The 21,944-nt window shown below is 71.5% G+C and carries 22 protein-coding genes, 1 tRNA gene and 2 pseudogenes; 12 read left to right on the forward strand and 13 right to left on the reverse strand.

Annotated features, from left to right (window positions below; genetic code table 11):
* Window positions 1-167: 167 nt before the first annotated feature.
* Entirely contained in the window at window positions 168-332 is a 165-nt protein-coding gene (locus AB0H52_RS29605; RefSeq protein ID WP_192580351.1) for a hypothetical protein, read from the reverse strand.
* Between the two features lie 172 nt (window positions 333-504).
* Window positions 505-2,325: a VanW family protein gene (locus AB0H52_RS29610; RefSeq protein ID WP_357951523.1), complete on the reverse strand. Its 1,821-nt coding sequence runs from the start codon at window positions 2,323-2,325 to the stop codon at window positions 505-507.
* Window positions 2,326-2,512: 187 nt separating this feature from the next.
* On the opposite strand from AB0H52_RS29610, the gene nudC reads away from it, so the two are divergent.
* Window positions 2,513-3,412, forward strand: coding sequence for an NAD(+) diphosphatase (nudC, locus tag AB0H52_RS29615; protein WP_357951539.1), 900 nt, complete (start codon window positions 2,513-2,515; stop codon window positions 3,410-3,412).
* 17 nt (window positions 3,413-3,429) lie between these two features.
* Here nudC and AB0H52_RS29620 read toward each other — a convergent pair.
* Window positions 3,430-4,554, reverse strand: a pseudogene (locus AB0H52_RS29620) (polysaccharide biosynthesis protein); the annotation flags it as partial.
* Between the two features lie 59 nt (window positions 4,555-4,613).
* Window positions 4,614-5,863: pseudogene (locus AB0H52_RS29625) on the reverse strand (DUF3367 domain-containing protein); the annotation flags it as partial.
* A gap of 31 nt (window positions 5,864-5,894) precedes the next feature.
* Between AB0H52_RS29625 and AB0H52_RS29630 the strand changes: the two are divergent.
* The 3 genes from AB0H52_RS29630 to AB0H52_RS29640 all read left to right on the forward strand — a co-directional run bounded on the left by AB0H52_RS29630 (window position 5,895) and on the right by AB0H52_RS29640 (window position 8,649).
* A complete protein-coding gene (locus AB0H52_RS29630; protein WP_225854608.1) occupies window positions 5,895-6,161 on the forward strand; it encodes a hypothetical protein in 267 nt (88 codons plus the stop codon).
* 369 nt (window positions 6,162-6,530) lie between these two features.
* Window positions 6,531-7,154 carry a DUF6230 family protein gene (locus tag AB0H52_RS29635; RefSeq protein ID WP_357951525.1) on the forward strand — a complete coding sequence of 208 codons (624 nt, stop codon included), beginning with the start codon at window positions 6,531-6,533 and terminating at the stop codon, window positions 7,152-7,154.
* A 76-nt stretch (window positions 7,155-7,230) separates the two neighbouring features.
* Window positions 7,231-8,649 carry a DUF6114 domain-containing protein gene (locus AB0H52_RS29640; protein ID WP_357951527.1) on the forward strand — a complete coding sequence of 473 codons (1,419 nt, stop codon included), beginning with the start codon at window positions 7,231-7,233 and terminating at the stop codon, window positions 8,647-8,649.
* Window positions 8,650-8,709: 60 nt separating this feature from the next.
* Here the strand turns inward: AB0H52_RS29640 and AB0H52_RS29645 are convergent, their stop codons facing one another.
* Window positions 8,710-10,380 (reverse strand): DUF885 domain-containing protein, encoded by a 1,671-nt coding sequence (locus tag AB0H52_RS29645; protein WP_151491013.1) that lies wholly within the window; start codon window positions 10,378-10,380, stop codon window positions 8,710-8,712.
* 119 nt (window positions 10,381-10,499) lie between these two features.
* On the opposite strand from AB0H52_RS29645, the gene AB0H52_RS29650 reads away from it, so the two are divergent.
* Complete coding sequence (locus AB0H52_RS29650; RefSeq protein WP_225854609.1) at window positions 10,500-11,576, forward strand: DMT family transporter; 1,077 nt, start codon at window positions 10,500-10,502, stop codon at window positions 11,574-11,576.
* Here AB0H52_RS29650 and AB0H52_RS29655 read toward each other — a convergent pair.
* Both AB0H52_RS29655 and AB0H52_RS29660 read right to left on the reverse strand, forming a co-directional pair.
* Window positions 11,524-12,594 carry a PHP domain-containing protein gene (locus tag AB0H52_RS29655; RefSeq protein ID WP_151491014.1) on the reverse strand — a complete coding sequence of 357 codons (1,071 nt, stop codon included), beginning with the start codon at window positions 12,592-12,594 and terminating at the stop codon, window positions 11,524-11,526. The genes AB0H52_RS29650 and AB0H52_RS29655 overlap by 53 nt on opposite strands.
* A 29-nt stretch (window positions 12,595-12,623) precedes the next feature.
* Window positions 12,624-13,385 carry a M23 family metallopeptidase gene (locus AB0H52_RS29660; RefSeq protein ID WP_151491015.1) on the reverse strand — a complete coding sequence of 254 codons (762 nt, stop codon included), beginning with the start codon at window positions 13,383-13,385 and terminating at the stop codon, window positions 12,624-12,626.
* 64 nt (window positions 13,386-13,449) lie between these two features.
* On the opposite strand from AB0H52_RS29660, the gene AB0H52_RS29665 reads away from it, so the two are divergent.
* The 4 genes from AB0H52_RS29665 to AB0H52_RS29680 all read left to right on the forward strand — a co-directional run bounded on the left by AB0H52_RS29665 (window position 13,450) and on the right by AB0H52_RS29680 (window position 15,353).
* Window positions 13,450-13,839, forward strand: a complete 390-nt coding sequence (locus AB0H52_RS29665; protein ID WP_278125866.1) for a hypothetical protein — start codon at window positions 13,450-13,452, stop codon at window positions 13,837-13,839.
* Between the two features lie 111 nt (window positions 13,840-13,950).
* Window positions 13,951-14,118: a hypothetical protein gene (locus AB0H52_RS29670; RefSeq protein ID WP_167454701.1), complete on the forward strand. Its 168-nt coding sequence runs from the start codon at window positions 13,951-13,953 to the stop codon at window positions 14,116-14,118.
* Window positions 14,119-14,236: 118 nt separating this feature from the next.
* Entirely contained in the window at window positions 14,237-14,764 is a 528-nt protein-coding gene (locus AB0H52_RS29675; protein WP_151491017.1) for a tRNA adenosine deaminase-associated protein, read from the forward strand.
* Window positions 14,765-14,909: 145 nt separating this feature from the next.
* Window positions 14,910-15,353, forward strand: coding sequence for a nucleoside deaminase (locus tag AB0H52_RS29680; RefSeq protein ID WP_357951541.1), 444 nt, complete (start codon window positions 14,910-14,912; stop codon window positions 15,351-15,353).
* 256 nt (window positions 15,354-15,609) lie between these two features.
* On the opposite strand, the gene deoD is transcribed toward AB0H52_RS29680, so the two are convergent.
* Window positions 15,610-16,317, reverse strand: coding sequence for a purine-nucleoside phosphorylase (gene deoD / locus AB0H52_RS29685; RefSeq protein WP_151491018.1), 708 nt, complete (start codon window positions 16,315-16,317; stop codon window positions 15,610-15,612).
* Window positions 16,318-16,392: 75 nt separating this feature from the next.
* On the opposite strand from deoD, the gene AB0H52_RS29690 reads away from it, so the two are divergent.
* A tRNA-Ser gene (locus AB0H52_RS29690) sits at window positions 16,393-16,479 on the forward strand.
* Between the two features lie 186 nt (window positions 16,480-16,665).
* Here AB0H52_RS29690 and AB0H52_RS29695 read toward each other — a convergent pair.
* The 5 genes from AB0H52_RS29695 to AB0H52_RS29715 all read right to left on the reverse strand — a co-directional run bounded on the left by AB0H52_RS29695 (window position 16,666) and on the right by AB0H52_RS29715 (window position 19,902).
* Window positions 16,666-17,160, reverse strand: a complete 495-nt coding sequence (locus tag AB0H52_RS29695; protein ID WP_192580352.1) for a hypothetical protein — start codon at window positions 17,158-17,160, stop codon at window positions 16,666-16,668.
* 92 nt (window positions 17,161-17,252) lie between these two features.
* On the reverse strand, window positions 17,253-17,807 hold the full coding sequence (locus AB0H52_RS29700; protein WP_151491020.1) for a hypothetical protein: 555 nt from the start codon (window positions 17,805-17,807) through the stop codon (window positions 17,253-17,255).
* Between the two features lie 103 nt (window positions 17,808-17,910).
* Window positions 17,911-18,900, reverse strand: a complete 990-nt coding sequence (locus AB0H52_RS29705) for an aldo/keto reductase (RefSeq protein ID WP_357951532.1) — start codon at window positions 18,898-18,900, stop codon at window positions 17,911-17,913.
* Between the two features lie 52 nt (window positions 18,901-18,952).
* Entirely contained in the window at window positions 18,953-19,144 is a 192-nt protein-coding gene (locus AB0H52_RS29710) for a DUF397 domain-containing protein (RefSeq protein WP_357951534.1), read from the reverse strand.
* Window positions 19,135-19,902 (reverse strand): helix-turn-helix transcriptional regulator, encoded by a 768-nt coding sequence (locus AB0H52_RS29715; RefSeq protein ID WP_357951536.1) that lies wholly within the window; start codon window positions 19,900-19,902, stop codon window positions 19,135-19,137. The genes AB0H52_RS29710 and AB0H52_RS29715 overlap by 10 nt, the downstream gene beginning before the upstream one ends.
* Window positions 19,903-20,101: 199 nt before the next feature.
* Between AB0H52_RS29715 and AB0H52_RS29720 the strand changes: the two genes are divergently transcribed.
* Complete coding sequence (locus AB0H52_RS29720; RefSeq protein WP_151491024.1) at window positions 20,102-20,344, forward strand: flavin reductase; 243 nt, start codon at window positions 20,102-20,104, stop codon at window positions 20,342-20,344.
* 338 nt (window positions 20,345-20,682) lie between these two features.
* On the forward strand, window positions 20,683-20,907 hold the full coding sequence (locus tag AB0H52_RS29725; protein WP_151491025.1) for a hypothetical protein: 225 nt from the start codon (window positions 20,683-20,685) through the stop codon (window positions 20,905-20,907).
* Window positions 20,908-21,944 lie beyond the last annotated feature (1,037 nt).

A 21,944-nucleotide genomic window follows, 5' to 3' on the forward strand; every position in this document is an offset into this window, starting at 1 on the left:
CCGGGGCGGGGCTCCCCCGATATCACCGAAACCGAGTCGGTCAACGAGATTCGGGCGGGTGGGTCAGTCGCGGGTCTGCATTCCGGCGCGGAGGTTGCGCATTGCGCATCAGGCTGCCGGCGTCGCTGACCGAGTTTGCGGCCCGTGAGCCGGTTCGAAGCGGGCAATCACCCCGGCATGATCGTGCTGGATCCAGGAAACAGTTCTCTCCTCGTGCGGGCGAGGCCACTACAACCACGATCCAGCACGATCATGCCGGGCAGGTCGGTGCGTGCGTGCGCCGCCGCGGTATCGGCGGCGAGTTCATGGGCCCGCTCGAAGAGATGTGGCATCCGCCGCGCACCGACTCCGCGCCGAGGTCCGCGTGCAGGACGAGCGTGTGATCCCGCTGCCTCCGCAGGGCGGGAGGCGCCAGGCGCAGGGCGGCAGCCCCGGTCAGTCGACCTCCTAGCGAGAGGTCGCTCAGGACGGGCGAGAGGTCGCTCAGGACGGGCGAGAGGTCGCTCAGGACGGCTTCGGGCCGCAGACGTAGCGGGGCTCGGCGTCGTAGCGCCAGCTGAACTTCTCCCGCTTCACCACCACGCCGCCCTTCTTGATGACCCGGAAGGCGTCCTGGGTGAAGCCGTTGATGCCGTTGCTCGGAATGCACGAGGGGCCGGGTTCGAGGTGGATGAGCTTCGGCGTGGTGATGTTGCGACGCGGGCCGTACTCCGTCTTGACGCTGTCGTAGATCTTCGTGCTCCAGATCGACACGGTCACCGAGCTGGACGTGTACGAGGTGTCGATGAGCAGGCCGTACTCGGTGTTGTTGCGGAACTTGAAGTCCAGGTCCGGCCAGAAGATGGTCGACTCGATGACCGCCGGGTACCGGTCGAACCAGTACGAGTGCGGTTTGTGCTCGACGTCCTCCATGCCCGCGTAGTAGGAGGCGTTGAACAGCGTGGTGGTGAACTGCGAGGAGCCGCCACCGACGCCCGGCACCAGCTTGCCGTCCAGGATGACCGGGGCGTCCCGGTATCCCTGCGCGTAGCCACGCTCGCCGGTGTGGCCGTTCAGCGAGAACGTCTTGCCCGGCAGGACGACGGTGCCGTCCACGTCCCTGGCGATGGTGGCGATGTTCTGGCTGCGCGACGATGCCATGCCCCCGGTGAACCGGGTGGTGAACGTGGACACCCGCTCCTTGATGCCCAGGCTGGCCAGCTTCTTCGCGGTCAGCTCCGGTGGCGTGGGCTTCAGCTCGCCGGTGACCTCGCGGCCCTCCGACTTGGGCAGCACCGCGAGCAGGTCCCGGCCCAGCGTGGCCGTGTCGAGCTGCTGGCCAGGCTTGCCGTCGGTGACCTTGGGTCGGCCGCCGGAGATGGAGACCGTGGCGTCCTTCGGCGGCACCTCGATGGCGTTGAGGTCGTCGCCGAGGGCCGCGCGCAGCCGCTTGACGTCGACCGTCGGGGTCAGCGTGCCGGCCTTGTCGGCGGTGAACCGCAGGCTCTTCGCGATGGCGGCGGGCGGTACCTTCACCGAGCCCTTGTCGGTGCGCAGCGTGACCGGCGCGGCCACCGCCGGCTTCGCCAGCTCGTTGACGAGCCTGTCCAGCTCCTCCGGGGTGGTCGCCGGGTGGCTCTCCACCAGCGGCACGGTGATCGGGTCGCCGGCCAGCCAGCCGGCGCGGACCACGTCGGCGGAGCGCTGCGGGTCGAGGGCCATCCCCGGCTTGGGCTGGACGACCTTCGGCGTGGTGCCCTGGTACGTGATCGCCGGCATGGTCATCCCGCGAGCCTCGGTGCCGAGCGCCTTGCTCAACGTGGCATCGAGCCGCTCGACGTCGACGGTGACCACCGGGTCGACGGTGCGGGAGCCGACCAGTCGGCTGACCGGGTGCGCGGCGGCCTCGGCCGCCGCCGCGACGGTGGCGGGTACGTCGATGGCCAGCCCCACGTCGGCCGGTTTGATCTCGGTGGTGCGCTGCCCGACGGTGACCCGCAGCGGCGCGGCGAGGGTCGCGGCACGCCGGTCCAGTTCTGCGCGCAGTGCGCGATCCGCGTCGGTGCGGCTCCGGCCGCCCAGCTCGGCACCGAGCACGGTGGTGCCCCGGGGGACGTCTCCGGCGTACGCCCAGGCACCGGCGCCCGCGACGGCGGCGAACACGCCACCGGTGACGCCGGCGGCGAGCAGCATCCGCATGCGGCGTCCATGACGAGGGTCGTCCGTGGGCTCGGCGACGGCGGGTGTCGTCACGGTCTCCGGCCCGTCGTCCGGCCAGGTGACCGCGGTGACCTGCACGGTGGGCCGGTCGTCGGCGGGTGGAGTCTTTTCGCCGTACAGCGTCACTGCAACCTCGATCGCCAGGGTGCCGCGGGAGGTCCCCCTCCCGGAGGACACCTACGGTAACGAATGCCCGGCCGTCCCCGCGGGCTGCGCCCACCTGCGGGGCTGCGGCGTGTCCGAGCCGGGTGGGGGTGGTGCCGGCGGCACACCGGTGACCTGGCACGGTGACGGGGTGGGTGTTGCGGAGCGGATGCTGGCGTACGGCGGTGGACGGTTGGACCGGGCGGGTGCGCTGCGCACCGATCCGACCCGGCTGAACGCGTTGCTCGACGAGCCGGGCACCGTCGTGTTGCCGCTGTGGCGGGACCGGTGTCTCGTCGACGGGGACGGTCCGGTGCGGCTGACCGCGGAACGGGCGGCGCTCGTCCGGTCCGTCGCCGGCGAGACCGTCTTCCTGGGTTTCGACGGCGACGTCGCCGTGTTCGCCGTGGACCTCTCCGCGCTGGATGAGCGGCCCGCCGTCGAGATGGCGGGTGCGGCGAAGTCCGTCGACGTGCGGGCGCTGGTCGGTCGGCTCGACGCGGACGGCGCGGCCGTCCAGGCGTACGCGCGGGGGTTGCTGCACTGGCACCGGCAGCAGCGGTTCTGCGGCGTGTGCGGTGCCCCGGCCGTCACCGGCGGCGGCGGACACGTCCGGACGTGCACCGGTGCGGAGTGTGGGCGGTTGCTGTTCCCCCGCATCGAACCGGCGATCATCGTGCTGGTCGAGGCACCCGGCCCGCCGGGGCGCTGCCTGCTGGCCCGGCACGCCGGTGCGGCGGAGGACGCGTTCTCGACGTTGGCCGGGTTCGTCGAGGTCGGCGAGAGCCTGGAGGACGCGGTCCGCCGCGAGATGGCCGAGGAGGCCGGGATCACCGTCACCGACGTGACCTACCAGGGGTCGCAGGCGTGGCCGTTCCCCGCCGGCCTGATGGTGGGCTTCCGGGCCATCGCGACGTCCGACGAGGTACGCGTCGACGGCGAGGAACTGCTGGAGGCGCGCTGGTTCACCCGTGCGGACCTGCGGGACCGGCTGGCCTCCGGTCGTACGCTCGGCCGGGTCGACGCGATCGACCACCGCCTGCTGCACGACTGGCTGTCGGGGAACTAGACCGATCGGCGGGCGGGCAGGGCCATCAGCAGGGTCGTCACGATGGCCGTGCCGAGGGCGGCGAGCAGGAGACCGGAGACGGTACGCGGTCGCACGATCGCCGCGACGCTGACCAGGGCGGCCGTGCCCACCCACAGTGGTGCCGCCGGCCACCGCACGCCGGCCGCGAGGCGGTCGTTGAGCAGCACGAACGTGACCGCGTAGAGCGCGCCGACCGCGGCGAAGATCGGCGCGTACCGGCCGAGGTGGGTGTACTCGGGTCCGCCGGCGAGGCGGAAGGCCAACCCACCGGCGAGCGTCGACGCGAGCACCAGCACTAGACCGCATCCGCCGGTCACCGCGAGCGCCACGGTGCGGCTGCGGCGGTCGCCGCGTGCCAGCCGTGGGAGGGCGAGGACGGCGGCGACCTGCGGCGCCCAGAGGGCGCCCTTGCTCAGGACCGTGCCCACCGCGTACGCCCCGGCGCCCGTCGGAGGGAGCAGTTGCCGGGCCAGGAGCAGGTCGGCGTAGGAGACGACGAGCATCGCCAGGGTCGCACCGCAACCGGCGGTGACCTGCGCGACGGTCAGTCGTGGTGTGGTGGCCGGTCGGTCGGGTGTGCGGGCGAGTCGGGCCAGTACGACGGGGGTGAGCGCGGCGGTCAGCGCGCCGGCCACGAGCGCGCCGGTCAGTCCCGCGCCGAGCAGCAGTGCGGCGATCACCCCGCCGTAGCGGCCGGCGGCGAGCAGTGCCATCGCGGCGGCGAGTCGCAGGAATCGTTGACCGCCCTGCAGCTCGCCGAGTGAGCGGGAGGACAGCACGACCGCGGCGGTGGTGACCGCCAGTAGCGCGGGCACCTCGACCGGCAGGTCCAGGGCGGCGACCAGCAGCGGCGTCGCCACGATCATCGCCGCGGCGCACACGGCGGCGGTCACCGCGGTGAGCCGTCGGGTGTCGGACGACCCGTGCCGGGCGTGGTGCACGGCGACGGCCAGTTGCAGACCGAGGCCGGGCACGGCGGCGATGGCCACCAGGCCGAGGGCCGTGGCGAGCGCGCTGAGGTCGGCCGGGTCGAGCCGTCGGGCGGCGAGCACCGGCACCAGGTAGGCCAGGCCGTTGACGAGGACGCCGGCCAGGGTGACGGCGGCTCCCGCCGCGCCCAGGCCGGTCGGCCGTGTGCCGGTCGGCTCCGTCCCCGCGTGCGGGGCGGGTCGCTCGGTGCTCACGTGATCTCGGAGAGGGCGGGGACGGCCGGCTCGTCCGCTTCCGGAGTCGTGGGCGGTGCCGGTGCCGTCGGGGTCGGTCTGGTTCGGCGTACGGGTCGTCGCCGGGCGGCGGTGGAGAGCCAGCGGGCGCCGAGGGCGACGACGATCGCGAGCTGCGAGGCGGCGTCGGTGTACCGGTGCGCCGATTCGAGGTACAGCCAGCCGGCGAGCACCACGAGCGCACCCGGGAGCCACGTCTCGACGGCCCGGCTGATCGTCCGGGCCCGTCGTGGGTCCGCCGTCCAGGGCAGGCGGCGTGGCCCGGGTACGGCCAGCATGAACCCCGCCGCGACGAGCAGGCCGCCGATGAGTCCACTTCGACAGCACCAGCGCGGCGGCGCCCACGGCCAGCAGCGGCAGGGAACGGGTGAGGCGGCGTCGGCCGCGCGGTACCGGCGTGCTCCCCGTCGGCTTTCGCTGCGGCAGCACCGCGAGGAGGACCACCACCAGCAGCAGGATGCCGCCGAGCAGCAGTCCCGCGCGGTACGTCGTGTCCGGGGTGAAGCTCAGCAGCACCTCGCCGGAGGCACCGGCGGGGAGGATCCAGCCCTGCTGCCAGCCGTCCACCACCAGCGGCGCGAGTGTCCGCCCGCCGATGGTCGCCTGCCAGCCGGTGTTGGTGTTCTCACGGACGGCGAGCACCCGGTCGACGGGGTGCGCGGACACCCGTACCCGTCGCTCGGTGGCCGCCCACGACTCGACCTGGATGGTGCTGGCGGCCGCCGCCGGCGCGGGCGTGGGCGTCTGCGGCACGAGGGCGACCAGGGTGGGCGAGGCCAGCGTGCTGGCGGTGGTGACGACGCGGTGCTCGCCGCGGCCCAGATCGAGGCGCCGGGCCCGACCCGCAGGCCAGCTTGAGGGGCGTGTCGAGGCGGGGTTCGACGGTGGACGCCCCGGGCAGGACGGTGACCTCGCCGACCGCGATGGGCAACGACTCCGGTAGCCGCAGCTTGTACGGGTCGAGGCTGCTGGCGGACGGCTTGTCGAGGAACTGGATGGTGATCTCGTCGGTGCGCATCGGCGGATCCAGGCGGAGCAGCCCGTCGTCGCCGAGCAGGCTGCTCCGGAACCCGTCGTCGCCGACCACCCGGACGCTGCCGAGCCGGGTGGCGGCCACCTCGTCGTCGACGGCGAAGCGGAGCCCGGTGATGGTCTGCGGCTTGAGCCACTTGAGGCGCAGGATCGGTGCCTCGTCGTTGACCGCCGGCGTGCTCGGTCTGCTCGCTGTCATCGCGGGCGTGTGGCTGGTGACACGGCCCAGTGGTGGTTCCGCTTCCGCCCGGCACCGCGCCGAGCCGGCCCCGGTCGCGCCGGTCGCCGACCCGACTCCGACCCGGGTGGACCAGGAGCCGGTGCGCGACACGGACACCGTCGAGCAGCCCACGCCCCAGCCGGTGGGCGGTCCGCTGAGCGACGAGATTCCGCCGGCGTCGACGAATTGGAAGTCCGAGGACCCGACGGTGCCGACCCAGCGTCCGGCCCCCGGCGAGGTGGATCAGCGCTGACGCGCGCACGACCGAAGGGGTGGACCGCATCGCGGTCCACCCCTTCGTGCTGCGCCAACCTGCGCACCTTACATTTGTTACCTGATTGTAATTGGTCAATGTCTCGTCACTTTGCGTCGCTCGACCGGGGGTTTTTGTCGGTTTTGCTGCCACTTTGGACGCTTCGCTGCTGGGCCGGTTCGACGCATCGTGATGCCGGGATGCCACTCGGTGGCACCGGTGTTACCGCCCGGTAATTGGGGGGTTGTGAGCTGCGCCGCAACGGGTGCACCATCAAGCTCGATCGTTACCCGCCGGTAACAGTTGCCCGGCCCCAGGCGGGGCCGCCAGTTCGGGACCGGCCCGCGCGCATCCACTGAGGAGGAACCCGTGCAGGAGCGGTTGAACAATCAGGGGCGTACCCGGTGGCGGCGGTTCGCCGCCATGATGGTGCCCGCGACGGCGGCCGCCGGCGCCATCCTGTTCGGCATGTCGAGCGGCGCGATCGCGTCCGACATCACGGTCTCCGGACAGACGTTCAAGATCGGTGCCGACCGCCTGGAGGGCGACGGCTTCAAGCAGTACGGCGGCATCGTCCGCGAGAAGGGCAAGGCCGGCAAGGCCGGCAAGGTCCACCCGGTCGCCCTCTCCGAGATCAGCAGCGCCGAGCTGTACAACCTCTGCCAGTCCGTCCGCGCGGACCTGCCCGGCCTGCCGGTGGTGCTCACCATCAACGCCGGTGAGGGCAAGGAGCCCGCCCGGGCCAAGGACCTGCTGATCGCGATGGACTCGCTGGACGGCAACGCCACCTTCACCAACATCAAGATCGGCCGGGACGCGAGGGACCTGAACCCGACGGCGCAGGCCGGCTCGTTCGGCCAGAACTCCGAACATGTCAGCATCACCAACCTGCAGCAGGTGTCCCGCTACACCACGGCGGCCACCTTCAACCTGGTCGGGCTGCGCCTGAAGGTCAACGTGGGCGACGACGCCAAGGGCAAGGAGTGCTTCTGAGGTGAGTCGCGGCCCGCGGTGGTCGACCACCGCGGGCCTGCCCCGGTCCCCGTCCCCGCTCCGCCAGGAGGAGTACGTGACAACCGCGAACCCGTCCCACGCCCGGCCCGGCCGTCCGGCTCAGGCCTGGCGGAGCTTCCGCCGCTGGCAGCGGAGCCGGCCGTTCGCCGGTGGTCTGCTCACCGCCCTGGCCGGGGTGGAGATGTTCGCCTCCACCCGGATGACGCTCAACGGCCTGAGCTTCCACAGCGGAGCCAGCGGTCTGCTCTCCCTGCTGATCCCGGTCATCCTGGTGACCTGCGGCCTGCTGCTCTGGCTCACCCCGGCGCAGCGGCTGTTCTACTCGGTCGTCGCGGCGGTCACCGCGGTCTACTCACTGATCGGCCTCAACCTCGGCGGCTTCTTCGTCGGCCTGTTGCTCGGCATCGTCGGCAGCGCGCTCGCCTTCGCCTGGACGCCGACCAGCCCGGCCCCGTCGGCTGCGGCCGAAGCAGAGACCGCCGAGCAGGCCGGTCCCGAGCAGGCCGGTCCCGAGCAGGCCGGTCCCGAGCAGGCCGGTCCCGCTTCCGAGCGGGCGGTGCCGGCCGACGCGAGCGCGCCGCCCGAGTGGCCGGGGCGTGCGGCTGATCCGCGGTCGTTCGGCATCACCCTGCTGGTGCTCGGCCTCGCCGCCGCTGGTCTGGCCGTCCAACCCGGAGCGGTGCAGGCCGCGCCGAGCCGCCCATCCGCCACCGCCTGCCCCACCCCCTCCCGGACCGTCACCCCGTCGCCCAGCCGCAGCGCGGCCACGCCGACACCGACGCCGAGCCCGACGCGCGGTGGCAACGTCATCACCGACATCCTGGACGGGATCGGTGATCTGCTCACCGGGGGGCGCCGTACGCCCAGCGCGACGCCGTCGGCGAGCCCGACCGCCCAGCCGAGTGGCACGCCGACGACCCGACCCGGGTCGGTCACCTGCCCGTCGTTGCCCCCGGGCAGGCCGGGCAAGCCGGGCGGGCCGGGGAAGTCCGACAAGCCGGGCACGGTCGAGCCGGGCAAACCGCTGCCGCGCATCGCCGCCGACCCGGCCCTGCCGACGGTCGCGCAGACACCGTCCAAGCTCACCGGATCCTCGGTGAAGATGACCGGGCTGCGGTTCGAGGGGATCACCGAACTGCACACGGTGAAGGGCGACCTCGAGGTGCTGAAGTTCAGCATGCGGGAGGCGGTGACCGAGGACTTCCTCCTGCGCGCCGACGGCCCGCAGGGGCGCAGCCAGCGATATGCGACCGACCGGCTGACCGTCAGCGGCGACGTGGCCTTCTACGCCACCCGGTTCGTCGGCCGGTTGTTCGGCATCAAGATCACTCTGACTCCGGACCTGCCGTTGCCCAACGGCATCCCGGTCACCTCACCCATCCCGATCACGTTCACCGACCCGGTCATCGACCTGGCGTTCGTCACCAGCAACACGCTGACCGCCCGGCCGGCGCTGGCGCTGAGCCTCGCCTGAGCGAACGGCTCCGGCTGCCCACGGCTGGTCGTACCGCCGGCAACCGGAGCCGTCGACGGCTCAGAGCCGGGCCAGCGCCCGGCGCAGCGGGTCGAGGCCCAACGCTCCCAGGTCCAACGCCTGCCGGTGGAACTCCCGCAGGTCGAAGTCCGCGCCCTTGCGGGCCTTCGCGTCCTCGCGGGCCTGGAGCCAGATCCGCTCACCGACCTTGTACGACGGCGCCTGCCCCGGCCAGCCCAGGTAGCGGTTCAGCTCGAAGCGCAGGTTCTCGTCCGGCACCCGGCAGTGCGCCCGCATGAACTCCCAGCCCAGCTCGGGCGTCCACCGCTCGCCGGGGTGGAAGCCGAACGGATTGTCCTTCGGGATCTCCAGCTCCAGGTGCATGCCGATGTCGACGATCACCCGCGCGGCACGCATTGCCTGGCCGTCGAGCATGCCCAGCTTGTCGCCCGGATCCTCCAGGTAGCCCAGCTCGTCCATCAGCCGCTCCGAGTAGAGCGCCCAGCCCTCGCCGTGCCCGGAAACCCAGCACAGCAGACGCTGCCAGCGGTTGAGCAGGTCGGCCCGGACGGCGGTCTGCGCCACCTGAAGGTGGTGACCGGGCACGCCCTCGTGGTAGACGGTGGTCACCTCCCGCCAGGTGGAGAAGTCGGTGATGCCCTGCGGCACCGCCCACCACATCCGGCCCGGGCGGGAGAAGTCCTCGCTCGGCCCCGTGTAGTAGATGGCGCCGTCGCTGGTCGGCGCGAGGCAGCACTCGATGCGGCGTACCTCTTCGGGGATGTCGAAGTGGGTGCCGTGCAGCTCGGCGATCGCCTTGTCGGCGAGGGCCTGCATCCAGTCGCGGAACGCCTCCTTGCCCTGGATGGTCCGCGCCGGGTCCGCGTCCAGCTTGGCCACCGCCTCGTCGACCGTGGCACCGGAGCCGGCGATCCGCCCGGCGACGACCCGCATCTCCGCCTCCAGGCGGGCCAGCTCGGCGAAGCCCCAGGCGTACGTCTCGTCCAGGTCGACCTTCGCACCGAGGAAGTACTGCGAGGCCAGCTCGTAGCGTTCCCGTCCGGCGGCCTGCTTGTCCCGGCCGTTCGGGGCCAGCTCGGTACGCAGGAACTGGCCGAACTCGGCGGTCGCCGCGGTGGCCGCCGCCGCTCCCCGACGCAGGTCGGCGCCGAGGGTGCCCTCCGCGCCCAGCCGTTCGACCAGCCCGTGGAAGAAGTTGTCCCCGGTCGGGTCGGTCCAGATGTCGCACTGCTTGGCCACCTCGACCAGCTGCACCTTCGAGCTGACCTGGCCGGCGGCGAGCGCCTCGCGCAGGGTGGTCTTGTAGCCCTCCAGCGCGCCCGCCAGCCCGTTCAGGCGGGCGGCGATGTTGGCCTGTGCGTCGGCCGTGGCGGTCGGCATCAGGTCGAACACCATGCGGATCTCGTGCAGCCCGCTGGTGATGACGCTGACCTCGCTGGTGGCTTCACCGGCGTCGTAGCGGGCCAGGTCGAGGCCGAGTCGTTCCTGCATGGCCTCCTTGGCGATCCGTTCCGCCTCGGTGTCCGGCTCGGTCACCTCAAGCTCGGCGAGGGTCCGACGGGTCAGGTCGGCGCGTGCCCGGTAACCCTCGGGTGAGAGGTCGTCGAGCTGGTCGTCGTGGCCGGCGATGCCGACATAGGTCGCGCCGGTGGGGCTCAACGGCGCCCACTCGGCCACGTAGCGGTTGGCGAGTTCATCAATTCGTCCCACGGTGCGACACTACGTGACCAGCCCGCCCCGGTGTCGATGACGTTTGTCGTGTTCAGGCGGCAGATGCAACGGGTGAAAGTCACGCGACTTTGTCGTACGCCTGAGGCAGAGTGTCAGGGGTGACCACCGATACCGCTCCTGACAAGGCGCCGCTGAGTGCCTGGCTGCCGGGGTTCCTCGCCCTCGCCGCCATCTGGGGATCCAGCTTTCTGTTCATCAAGATCGGGGTGGCCGAGCTGCACCCGGTTCAGCTCACCCTCTACCGGGTCGTCGCCGGCGCGCTGACCCTGCTGGTCGTCCTCGCGGTGCTACGCGACCGGCTGCCCCGCGAGCCCCGGGTGTGGGCGCACCTGACCGTCGTGGCCGCGTTCGGCGTGGCCGTGCCGTTCACCCTCTTCGGTTACGGCGAGCAGCGGGTCGAGTCGATGCTGGCCGGCATCTGGAACGCGACGACTCCGCTGATCGTGCTGCCGCTGGCGGTGCTGGTCTTCCGCACCGAGCGGTTGACCGCGCGCCGGGCCGTCGGCCTCGGGCTGGGCTTCCTCGGGGTGCTCGTGGTCCTCGGGGTCTGGGAGGGCCTCGGCGGAGCACACTTCGTCGGGCAGTTGATGTGTTTCGGCGCGGCTGCCTGCTACGGCGTCGCGATTCCGTACCAGAAGCGGTTCGTCGCCGGCAGCGCGCACTCCGGCCTGTCGCTCTCCACCGCGCAGCTGCTGCTCGCCGCCGCGCAGTTGGCCATCGTCACCCCGTTCATCGCGGGCGCGCCGCCGCTGCCCACCGAGCTGTCGCCGAAGGTGGTCGCCAGCGTCCTGACCCTCGGGGCGCTCGGCACCGGTCTCGCCTTCGTCATCAACATGCGCAACATCCGGGTGGCCGGTGCGAGCACCGCCTCCACCGTCACGTACCTGATCCCGATCTTCGCGGTGCTGATCGGGGCCCTGGTGCTCGACGAGCGGCTCAATTGGCACCAGCCGGTCGGCGCGCTCATCGTGCTGCTGGGCGTCGCGGTCGCGCAGGGCGTGTTCGCCCGCCGGAGGCCCCGCCCGGTGCCCGGCGTCGGCCTGCCCGCCGCGCTGCCGTCAGGCTCCGCCGCGCTGCCGTCAGGCTCCGCCGCGCTGCCGTCAGGCTCCGCCGCGCTGGACGTCAGGCCCCGGCGTGCGTCCACTCCACCAACTGCTCCGCCGACCAGGTGTTGACCACCCGATCGGCGGGGACGCCGCAGAGAGCGGCCCGCTCGCAGCCGAACCGCTGCCAGTCGAGCTGACCGGGCGCGTGCGCGTCGGTGTTGATCGCGAACCGGCAGCCGGCCTCCTGAGCACGCCGGATCAGCCGCTTCGGCGGATCCTGCCGCTCCGGCCGGGAGTTGATCTCGACGGCGGTGTCGTGCTCCACGCAGGCGGCGAAGACCGCGTCCGCGTCGAAGTCGCTCTCCGCGCGGGTCCGGGCACGGTGCCCCCGGTCGCCGGGACCGGTCACCCCCGCCGGCCGGGACGACACCATCCGACCCGTGGGGTGCCCGAGGATGTCCAGGTGCGGGTTGGCCACCGCCCTCAGCATCCGCCGGGTCATCCGCGCCCGGTCGTCCTTCAGACCGCTGTGCACCGAGCCGACCACCACGTCCAGCCGGGCCAGCAACTCCTCGTCCTGGTCGAGTGAGCCGTCGGCGAGAATGTCCACCTCGATCCCGGTGAGGATCCGGAAACCCTCCGGCAGCGCCTCGTTGACCTGCGCCACGTGGTCGAGCTGGCGGCGCAGGCGGGCCGCGGTCAACCCCCGCGCCACCGTCAACCGCGGCGAATGGTCGGTCAACACCATGTACTCGTGGCCCAACTCCACCGCGGCCAGCGCCATCTCCTCGATGGGTGAACCGCCGTCGGACCAGTCCGAATGCGTGTGACAGTCACCGCGCAGGGCGGCACGCAGCGCCGTGGCCTCGGCGTCCAGGTCGCTGCCCTCGGTCGCCACCAACCGGCGCAGGTAGACCGGTTCCTCACCGGCCAGCGACTCCGCCACGCACCGGGCCGTCACATCGCCGACGCCAGTCAGTTTGGTGAGCGTGCCGTTGCCGGCCCGCTCGGCCACCTCGGCCGCCGGCAGGCCCGCCAAGGCGGTCGCCGCCGAGCGGAACGCCCGCACCCGGTACGTGGCCTCGTTGGCCCGTTCCAGCAGGAACGCGATCCGGCGCAGGTCGGCGATGGGATCCCGGGCCTTCATCCCACCGAACCTAGTCGCTGCGGGACCGGTCAGGGAGCCTTCGGGCAGCCGTGTTTGCGCTGCCACGCCGTGACCTCGGCGGCCGGTTCCCGATTGCCGCCGCGCCGCCACGAATCCAGGTAGCGCGCCGGCCAGAGCACTCCGCGCCGGATCCACCAGCCGTCCTTACCGGTGCACGGCGGCGAGATGCCGAAGTGCACGTGGCAGACGTTGTTCGCGTTGCCGGTGCGGCCCACCTTGCCGAGCTGCTGCCCGGCGCGGACCCGCACCCCGACGTCGACGCCGGTGGACACGACACTCAGGTGCGAGCCGTAGTAGCGCACCCCGTCGTCACCGAGCAGGGACACCGAGAGGCCGCCGTTCTCCGGGCCCTGCGGCCCCCGCTTGGAGTACCGGTCGACCCGACTCACCTGCAGCACCGTCCCGTCGGTCACCGCGACGAACGGCTCACCGCAGTTGGCGAAGAGATCCGTGGCCGGATACGCCGCGTGCGTCGGGTGGTAGTCGACGTTGCCGGCACGTACCGGAAAGACATGCCGCAGCCCGGCGCGGGGTGCGCTCGCCGACGGCGTGGCGGACGACGGTGCCGGGCGCGCCGGGCCGCCGGCCGTCGGCGTGGCCGCCGCCGCCGGCTGCTCGCCGGTCGACCACATCGCCGGCGGCGTCGGTGCGGCGCCCGCCGGCGGCGCCCCGGGCCGGGTGGTCGCGCAACCGGCGGCGAGCACCGGGGCGAGCAACAGCAGGAGGGGGTACGCCGGACGCGCGCGGCGACCGATCGTCGGCGAGGGCATCCGGTCATCCTGGCAGAGCCGGTACCGTGGGAACGAACGGCGCGCGTAACGGAGGGCAGCGACGGTGACCATCGCCCGACCCGACCCCGTCCCGGATCCCGGTGCCGCACGGCCGGCGCCGCGTACCCCGTCGGGGCTCTTTCCGGCCGGGCCGCCGACCCAGCCCACCTACCGCGAACCGCACCCGGTCACCGGCGGTGGTGTCGCCGCGGGCGGTGGCGCGGCGGCCGTCTGGCTGCTGCTGTTCGGCCTGCTCGGCACCGACGTGGCCAGCTACGCGTGGTGGACGGTGATCGCCGGCCTGCTGGCCTGGATCACCGCCCTGGTGCTGGTCCGCCACGGCGACCGCGGGGTCGCCACCGGCGTGGCCATCGTCACCGCCGGTGGTTGGAGCATCGCCGCCGCCGTGGTGGCGGTGCGCTGGGCCACCAGTGGTGACTGGCCGCTGTGGTGACCGTGCCGCGGCGACCCCGCGAGAGCCGCCGTTGACTGCGCGGTGTGCCCGGTTGGCTGCGTAGCGAACGCCGTCTTGACGTGGCCGCCGAGACTCGGCACGCTCGGCACTATGGCCTGGACCACCCCGCGGCAGGACCCGGATCGCAGCCGCCGCCGCCTGCAGTTGCTCGCCGAGCTGGCGGGAGCCCGGGCGGTACGCCAGCGCAGCCGGCCGCAGCGACAGCGCACCGAGCGTCTGCGCCAGCTCATCGCCACCCGCCGTCGGGTAGCCGGCTGACCCGAGTTTGTCAGGAATGACCGGCCGGTCGGGGCGTTGACCGGTCGCCTGCCGACCCGACCGGCTAACGTGCACGCGTAACGAGTCGGCGCTGTGCCGAGGGGCTATTGGGGGGACCGTGTCGTACTTCGCTGCGGCCGTGGTGCGCGACGACAGTGGCTGGACCGCCGCAGAGGTCAGCCTGCGTGGCGCCACCGACATCGACGAGGTCGCCGACCGGCTGCGGGACGTCGACCAGGAAGCCGACGTCTCGTTGCTCTTCGTCGAGGCCGACGACGCGTACCTGGTGATCCTGCGCCTCGACGAGGGCGAGGACCTGCGGGTGTTCGGGTCGGACTCCGCGTACGCCGAGGAGTCCCGGCTGGGTTCGCTGCTGGTCGGTGACCTGAAGACCTCGGTCACCGGGCTCGACGGCGACGAGGAGCCCCGCCCGGCGGCCGGCGGCGACGACGAGAGCGAACAGCCCGTCGTCGACCCGGAGGCCGACCCGGTGGGCGACGCCGACCTGCTGGCCAACCTGGGCATCTCCGCGCAGAAGCTGCTGACCCTGTGCACGCACGAGGGGATGCTCCCGGCGGACGTCACCGCCGAGATCTGCGAGGTGCTCGGCTGCGTCGACGAGGTCGAGGAGCTGCGTGAGGTCTGAGCCGGCCGACGCGACCGACCCGTCGCTGGAGACGCTCCGGCCGGGGCAGCCGACACCCGGCGCGGTGGGTCGCGCCGGACCGGGCGCCCACGAAGGGCTCGCCGACCCGGGTGAGCTCGGGCGACGGCAGCGGCACGAGCTGTGGATGCGCCGGGCCCTGGAGGTCGCCGTCACCGACCCGGCCGCGTCGATCGGCGGCGATGCGATCGACGACATCCCGGTGGGTGCGGTGCTCTACGGGCCGGACGGCACCGAGCTGGCCGTCGGGCGCAACGAGCGGGAACTGACCGGCGACCCGACCGCCCACGCCGAGGTGCTGGCCCTGCGTCGAGGTGCCGAACGCGCCGGCCGGTGGCGGCTGGACGGCTGCACCCTCGTGGTCACCCTGGAGCCGTGCACCATGTGTGCGGGCGCCCTGGTGCTGGCCCGGGTCTCCACGGTCGTGTTCGGCGCGTGGGAACCCAAGACCGGCGCGGCCGGCTCCCTGTGGGACGTGCTGCGTGACCGTCGGCTCAACCACCGCCCCGAGGTCTACGGCGGCGTGCTGGAGGCCGAGACCGCCGCCGTCCTGCGCGACTTCTTCCGCTGAACCCCCGGCCGCCGGTCAAGCCGGCGGCAGGGTGACCGTGACGACCAGGCCGCCGGCCGGCCGGGGCTGCGCGACTCTGGTCATCGGCGGCTTCGCCGGTCTCTACCCGGCGGTGCGTGCCGCCCGCTCTCCCCGACGGAGGCGCTGACCGCCGTCTGATGGGGCGGGCCTGATGCGAAAGAGCGTGATGACTGTGCGGCATATTTATGCCACACAGTCATCACGCTCTTTGCGGTGCCGCCGCTGTTGCGGCGGGTCAGGCGATGATCGTGTCGAGGGCGATCTCGACCATCTGGCTGAAGGTCTGCTCCCGCTCCTCCGACGTGGTCTTCTCGCCGGTCTTGATGTGGTCGCTGACCGTCAGCACCGTCAACGCCCGAGCCTTGAAACGGGCCGCGATCGTGTAGAGCGCCGCCGACTCCATCTCCACCGCCAGCACGCCGTAGTCGGCGAGCGTGTCGTAGAGGTCCGGCCGGTCCGTGTAGAAGGCGTCCGCCGCCAGGATCGGTCCGACGTGCATGGCGATGCCGCGCCGCTCGGCCACCTCCACCGACGTACGCAGCAGCCCGAAGTCGGCCACCGGCGCGTAGTCGATCAGCCCGTCGAAGCGCATCCGGTTCATGTTCGAGTCGGTGGACGACCCGATCGCGGCCACCACGTCCCGCAGTTGCAGGTCGGTGCTCAGGGCACCGCACGAGCCGACCCGGATCAGCGTCTTCACGCCGTACTCGTTGATCAGCTCGTGGGCGTAGATGGAGGCGGACGGCATGCCCATGCCGGAGCCCTGGACGGAAACCTCGACGCCGTTCCAGCGGCCGGTGAAGCCCAGCATGCCTCGAACCGTCGAGTAGCAGGTGGCGCCCTCGAGGTAGGTCTCCGCGATCCACTTGGCCCGCAGCGGGTCGCCCGGCATCAGGACCCGCTCGGCGATCTCGCCCGGCTTCGCGCCGATGTGCGTACTCATGGCAAAGATCCTGCCAGGCCGGCTCGGGCGATACCGGTTCGGTGTCCGAACCAGCCGTGCTGTAGCCTCGTCGGCGGTGGCGTGTCCGAGTGGCCTAAGGAGCACGCCTCGAAAGCGTGTGAGGGTTTACGCCCTCCGCGGGTTCAAATCCCGCCGCCACCGCTCTGTAGTGCCGAAGCGCCCGGTCGATCCTCGCGGATCGACCGGGCGTTCCGTGTCAGAGCTGCTGCTCGCCGCCGTCGACGAACAGCTCGCCGCCGGTCATGAAGCTGCTCTGGTCGGAGGCCAGGAAGAGCAGTGCCCGTTCCGGGATCCGTTGCTCGGCGCGCCGGGTCGCGGCGGCGCGGGTCAGCAGGGGCCGACGCCCTCGTCGAAGAGGCGGCGGGCCCAGTCGGCGTACCCCGCGATGGTTTTTCGGACCGTGCGCCCGTCGTGCAGGAACAGGTACGCACGGTCGCCGCTGCGGGCGAGCAGCCCGTCGAGCCGGAACGTCCCCTGTGGAGCGCGCAGGCGGGTGACCGACGGATAGCGGGCCCAGACCTGGTCGACGGGTGAGCCGGCGGCGATGCCCTCGGGTGTCCGCGTCGGGTCGCCGACCCAGAGCAGCACCAGTTTGTCCTCGGCGAAGACCGGGCTGACCGTGTCGTGGCCGGCGAGCATTGGCCCGCAGGTGTCCAGGCCGGTACGCAGGACGCCCCGGCGGGTCAGTTCGTCCTCGGTGTCACCGAACTCGATGTTGTTCAGACCGTTCAGGTCGATGATCTCCACGCTGCCGGCGGGCCGACCGTCCGGGGCCGGCCCGGTGGGCGGTACGCCGCTGCCCGCGATCGAGGCAGCCGTCATGAGCGTGGCAATGAACGCAAATTGTCGCAATTTCATGGAATCCCCCAGTCCCCAACGGGACGGGAGCGTTCAGGTTGCTGCCCAGCGCCGGATTACTGGTTTTCCCACTGTTCGACCAGCTCGTCCCAGTAGTCGGCGCTGAGTCGACGGCGTCCGTGCGCCAACCAACCGGCGGTGTTCCGCTCCAGATGCAGCCCCAGTTCGGCGAACGGGTCGATCCACGTGCCCCGCTCCGCACCGAGCCGGGTCAGCGCCGAGTTGATCGGCCACTGCTCGCGCGGCCCGTCGAAGACGTCGTCGAACCGCGGACCCCAGGACAGCCCGCCACCAAGCCACACCACCGCCGACTGGTGGCCGGCGCCACCGCCGAACTCCGCCTCCAGGTACGCCACCGGCCCCGACCGCGACCAGCCGGCCAGCACCTCGACCAGCGGCGGCGACAACACCAGCCCGAACGGCTGCTCGGCGCTGCGGTCGTCCACCGCGTAGTCCGGCAGCGACCCGGTCAGCTCCACCACCAGTTGCGGGGTGACCGGCAGCAACGCGAAGTCCTGGCGCAGCCCGCCGAGGACCGCGTGATCCAGCTCGACGGTCTGCTCGCGGAGCAACTCCACGTCCGCGACCACCGCGCTGAGCTGGTAACCCATCGAACCCTCCGCCGTCCGCAGCCTGTGGATAGAACATGTGTACGACGGGTTCCGGGTCCGCCGGTCCCTGGCACGCTACCGGCCGTCTTTCCCCGGTTGGGCCTCAGCTGGCGGGTGTCGGGGCGTCGGCCCGCAGCAGCCCCTCGGCGCGGAGGTGGTCCCACAGGCCGACCGGGACCGGGCGGGCGTGCAGGTCGACGTTGCGGGCGACCTCGTCCGGGGTACGTACGCCCACGGTCACGTTGACCACCGCGGGATGCCCGAACGGAAAGGCGACCGCCGCCGCCGGAAGGGTCGTGCCGTGCTGCTCGCAGACCTCGGCGATCCGCACCGCCCTCGCCACCACGTCCGGAGGGGCGTCGGCGTAGTTGTACTTGGCGTCCGGGCCGGGCCGCTCACGGGCCAGCAACCCGGAGTTGAAGACACCCACGGCGATGACGCTCTTGCCCTGCTCGACCGCCGCCGGCAGGACGTCGTCCAGCGCGTCCTGCTCCAGCAGCGTGTAGCGGCCCGCCAGCATGACGACGTCCGCCGCCGTCTCCCGCAGGAAGCGCGCGAGCATCGCCGACTGGTTCATCCCCGCGCCGATGGCCCCGATGACGCCCTGGTCACGTAGCTCTGCCAGGGCCGGCATCGCCTCGTCGGCGGCCTGCGGCCAGTGGTCATCCGGATCGTGGACGAACACGACGTCCAGCCGGTCCAGGCCGGTGCGCTCCAGGCTCGCCTCGATCGAACGCAGCACGCCATCCCGGCTGTAGTCGCGCTCCGGACGTACCTCGTCGGAGACGTCGAAGACGTCCACGCCCTGCCCGACCGGTCGCGGGTTGGGCACCAGCAGGCGGCCGACCTTCGACGAGACCACGAACTCGCCCCGGGGGTGACCCCGCAGGGCGCGGCCCAGTCGCCGCTCGGACATCCCCAGGCCGTAGAACGGCGCGGTGTCGAAGTATCGGATGCCGAGATCCCACGCCGCGTCGACGGCCGTCAGCGCATCGTCCTCGTCCACCGCCTGGTAGAGGTTGCCGATCGCCGCACCGCCGAAGCCCAGCTCCGTGACCTTGACCGGCGTTCCCGCAATTCGTCGCCGTCGCATCCGGCCACGCTAGGTCGTGGCAGCCGAATGATCAATGAATGATCGTGGCCGTTCAGGCCCGCCGGGCAAGCTGGGTGACGAACGCGTGCCAGGCCGCCGGCGCGAAGGCGAGCGCCGGACCGGCCGGGTCCTTGGAATCCCGTACGCCGACCACGCCGGGCAGGTTGTCGGCGACCTCGACGCATGCGCCGCCGTTGCCGCTGCTGCGGCTGCTCTTACGCCACCGTGCGCCGTTCAGCTCCATGACTCCGCCACTTCCGTGATGAGATCGACCGACTGCCAGTGGGACAGCGCCTCCCCGCGCACGTTCTCCCATGCCGCCATTATGGTCGCGATGTCGTCCGGGTCGCTAACGACTTGTCCCTGGAGTTGGTTGTCCAGGTAGCCGGCGACCCGGTGGTCGTGACTGTTGGCGATCACGAACGGCCCGTTGAGGCCGGCGTACGCGCCGACCGCGCTGGGCACGACGTGCACCCGGATGTGCGGCTCGGCGCACGCGGCGACCACGGCCAGCAGTTGCTCACGCATGGTCGACCGGCCGCCGACCGGCCGGCGCAGGATCGCCTCGTCGATGACCGCCGTGAACTGCGGTGGGTCGTCCCGTTTGAGCACGCCCTGCCGGCCGAGCCGGACGGTGAGATGCCGCTCGATCTCACCCCGGGGGATCAGACCCGCGCCGCCGAGCACCGCGCGGGCGTACGCCTCGGTCTGGAGCAGCCCGGGCAGAACCGTCGATTCGAACCAGCGCAGCGACACCGCCTCGCGCTCGATCTCCTGCCATGGACGAAACCAGATGGGATCACGACGTCTCGAAGTGTCCGGCCAAATGTCAGAAACATCCTTGTGCAGGGCTTCCGCCGCCGCCAGGCGGTGCCGAGGATGCGGGATGCGGCCCTCGGTCAACCAGCGGCCCACGGTCTTCGGGTCGACGCCGACAGTCTCGGCGAGGGATTCGGTGGTGTGCCCGGTGTCGCTGAGTGCCACCCGTAGCGCGTCGTTCACGGCCCCTCCATCGGATGTCTCGAATATCTGGAGACCATATCGCTACGCGGTGTACCTGTCCGACTACGCGCCGGAGGGTGGTTCCACAGAAGACGGCGTGACCGGTGGAGGCGCGCGAGCCCGGCGGTCGGCGTCAGTCAGAGGGTCGCCCCGACGGGGAGGCGGGGCGACCCTCTTCCACCGCGAAGGAGGCCCGCACATGCCCCGCCGTCGACACCGGGACCACCTACCGAGCCGCCCCACCTGGCGCTGCGCGGCGTGCGGCATCGCCTGGCCCTGCTCGGCCGCGAAGCTGCGGCTGCTCGGGGAGTACCGGCACGATCGGCTGGCGTTGACCGTCTACCTGGCGACCGTCCAGGTTGAGGCCAGCGAACAGCTCATCGACGTCGACCCGGCCCGGCTGACCGAGCGCTTCCTCTCCTGGGCCCGCGCCCGCGCCTGACTACCCTGGGCCTCGCTCCTGGGGCTCGCGGTTGACCTCGCGTGCTGTCATCGGGCACCCGCCGGGCACCGGTGAGCCGGTCCCGGGCCGTGCCGAGGCCGTACCACACCGCGTCCGGTAGGCCTGCGGCCCGCTCGGTGATCTCGACGACCCGACCCTACTTCGAGACCACCGACGCGACCGCGAGCAGAACCGGCGACGGACAGGCTGCTGGACGGTCAAGCTCGACCTTGCGGATGCTCTTCGGCCGGGCGTGCCCGGCGTGAACCGACTGGTGGTCGATTCCGTTCCTGTTGATGAGTCGTCGGCCGAACGACACGTCGGGACAAGGGGAAGTTATGTCCATTCAGCAAGAGCAGGCCATCAACCTGCGCAATGTCATGGATTGGCTCGGTCGCCGGTCATTGAAATTTGACCCTGATCCCAGAGCAGGTGAGGCCGCAGCGTATCTCCAGGATGTCGAGGATACGGGTCTTCCGGATACTTTGTCAGGCGGTGCGGAAGAGTTCTTCCGCGACGGGCTCGGACACACCGTTGCCGCCGTCAACAACGGCGAGGTGTGAGACAAATGCCCTCTGGTGGGTCGGAAATTGAGCCTAGTTTCAGAGAGCGTGCTCTGCAGGAAAAAATCGAAGACTTCGAGAGATTCATCAAGGCCAAACGTGCTCTTCCGCAGCGATACAACGTTAGCGAAGAAGAGTGCGTTATTTACGCATGGTTCAATGGAATCCGCAGAATTGGGGCTATGGATCATGGAGGGCGGTTGTCTGCCTTTGCAAACAGATGGAGTTTCACAACAGTCGTTGCTGATAACAAGCTGATTTTGGGCGATTCGTCGATGTTGATGCGCAATTATTTCGCTGGCAGGGCGGCGTGGCCGAGTACGGCGACGGATGGTGCGGTGAGGGGGCCGTCCGGGCCGTCTGTGGTGGCGCAGCAGCAGGCGGTGGCGCAGCAGTTGGCGGTGCAGCAGCGGCCAGCCCTGATGGTGCCAGCGGTCCCGGTCTTCCCGGCACCCCTGCCGGGACAGCACACTCCGTCTTGGGGTAGTTCGGCCGGGCCACCGCCCGGCTGGTCGGCTGCATCGACCGGGCGCGCGAGAGCCGCGTCCCGATCGTTCGCACCCGCCACCCAGGCCGCACCACACCCCCCCATCGCCGCAGCGCCGGGCAGCTATGCCGCTTCAGCTTTGCGGTCCACCCCGTCGGCGGCCGCCACGGCGTCACCGGCACAGTCACTGAGCCCGGCGTGGCAGTTACCGGGTAGAGGATCCAGCCGGGCCAGTTCGGCACCATTCCCCGAAACGCCAGCCCCCACTGGACCGATTCCCAACCTCAGCCCAGCGGAGTACGCCCGCGAGGCCGCAACCGGACGGCCATACTTCCGTGATCTTATCGACGAACGGGTCGCAGCCGCAGCGCTGAGCGCTCAGTGGGACAGCGTCACGGCCCACATGATCCCGCATAGCCCCACCTCCACGAGCACAGCCCGGAACACCGCAGCCGCAATGCCACGTAGCTTAAGTTGATCATGTTGTGTGGGGTCGAAGACGGTAGATGTGAACGGTGGCTGGGTCTGGGTGGCGGATGCTGGCCGGCTC

This window comes from Micromonospora sp. NPDC050695 (assembly GCF_040654415.1).
Classification (GTDB): Bacteria; Actinomycetota; Actinomycetes; order Mycobacteriales; family Micromonosporaceae; genus Micromonospora.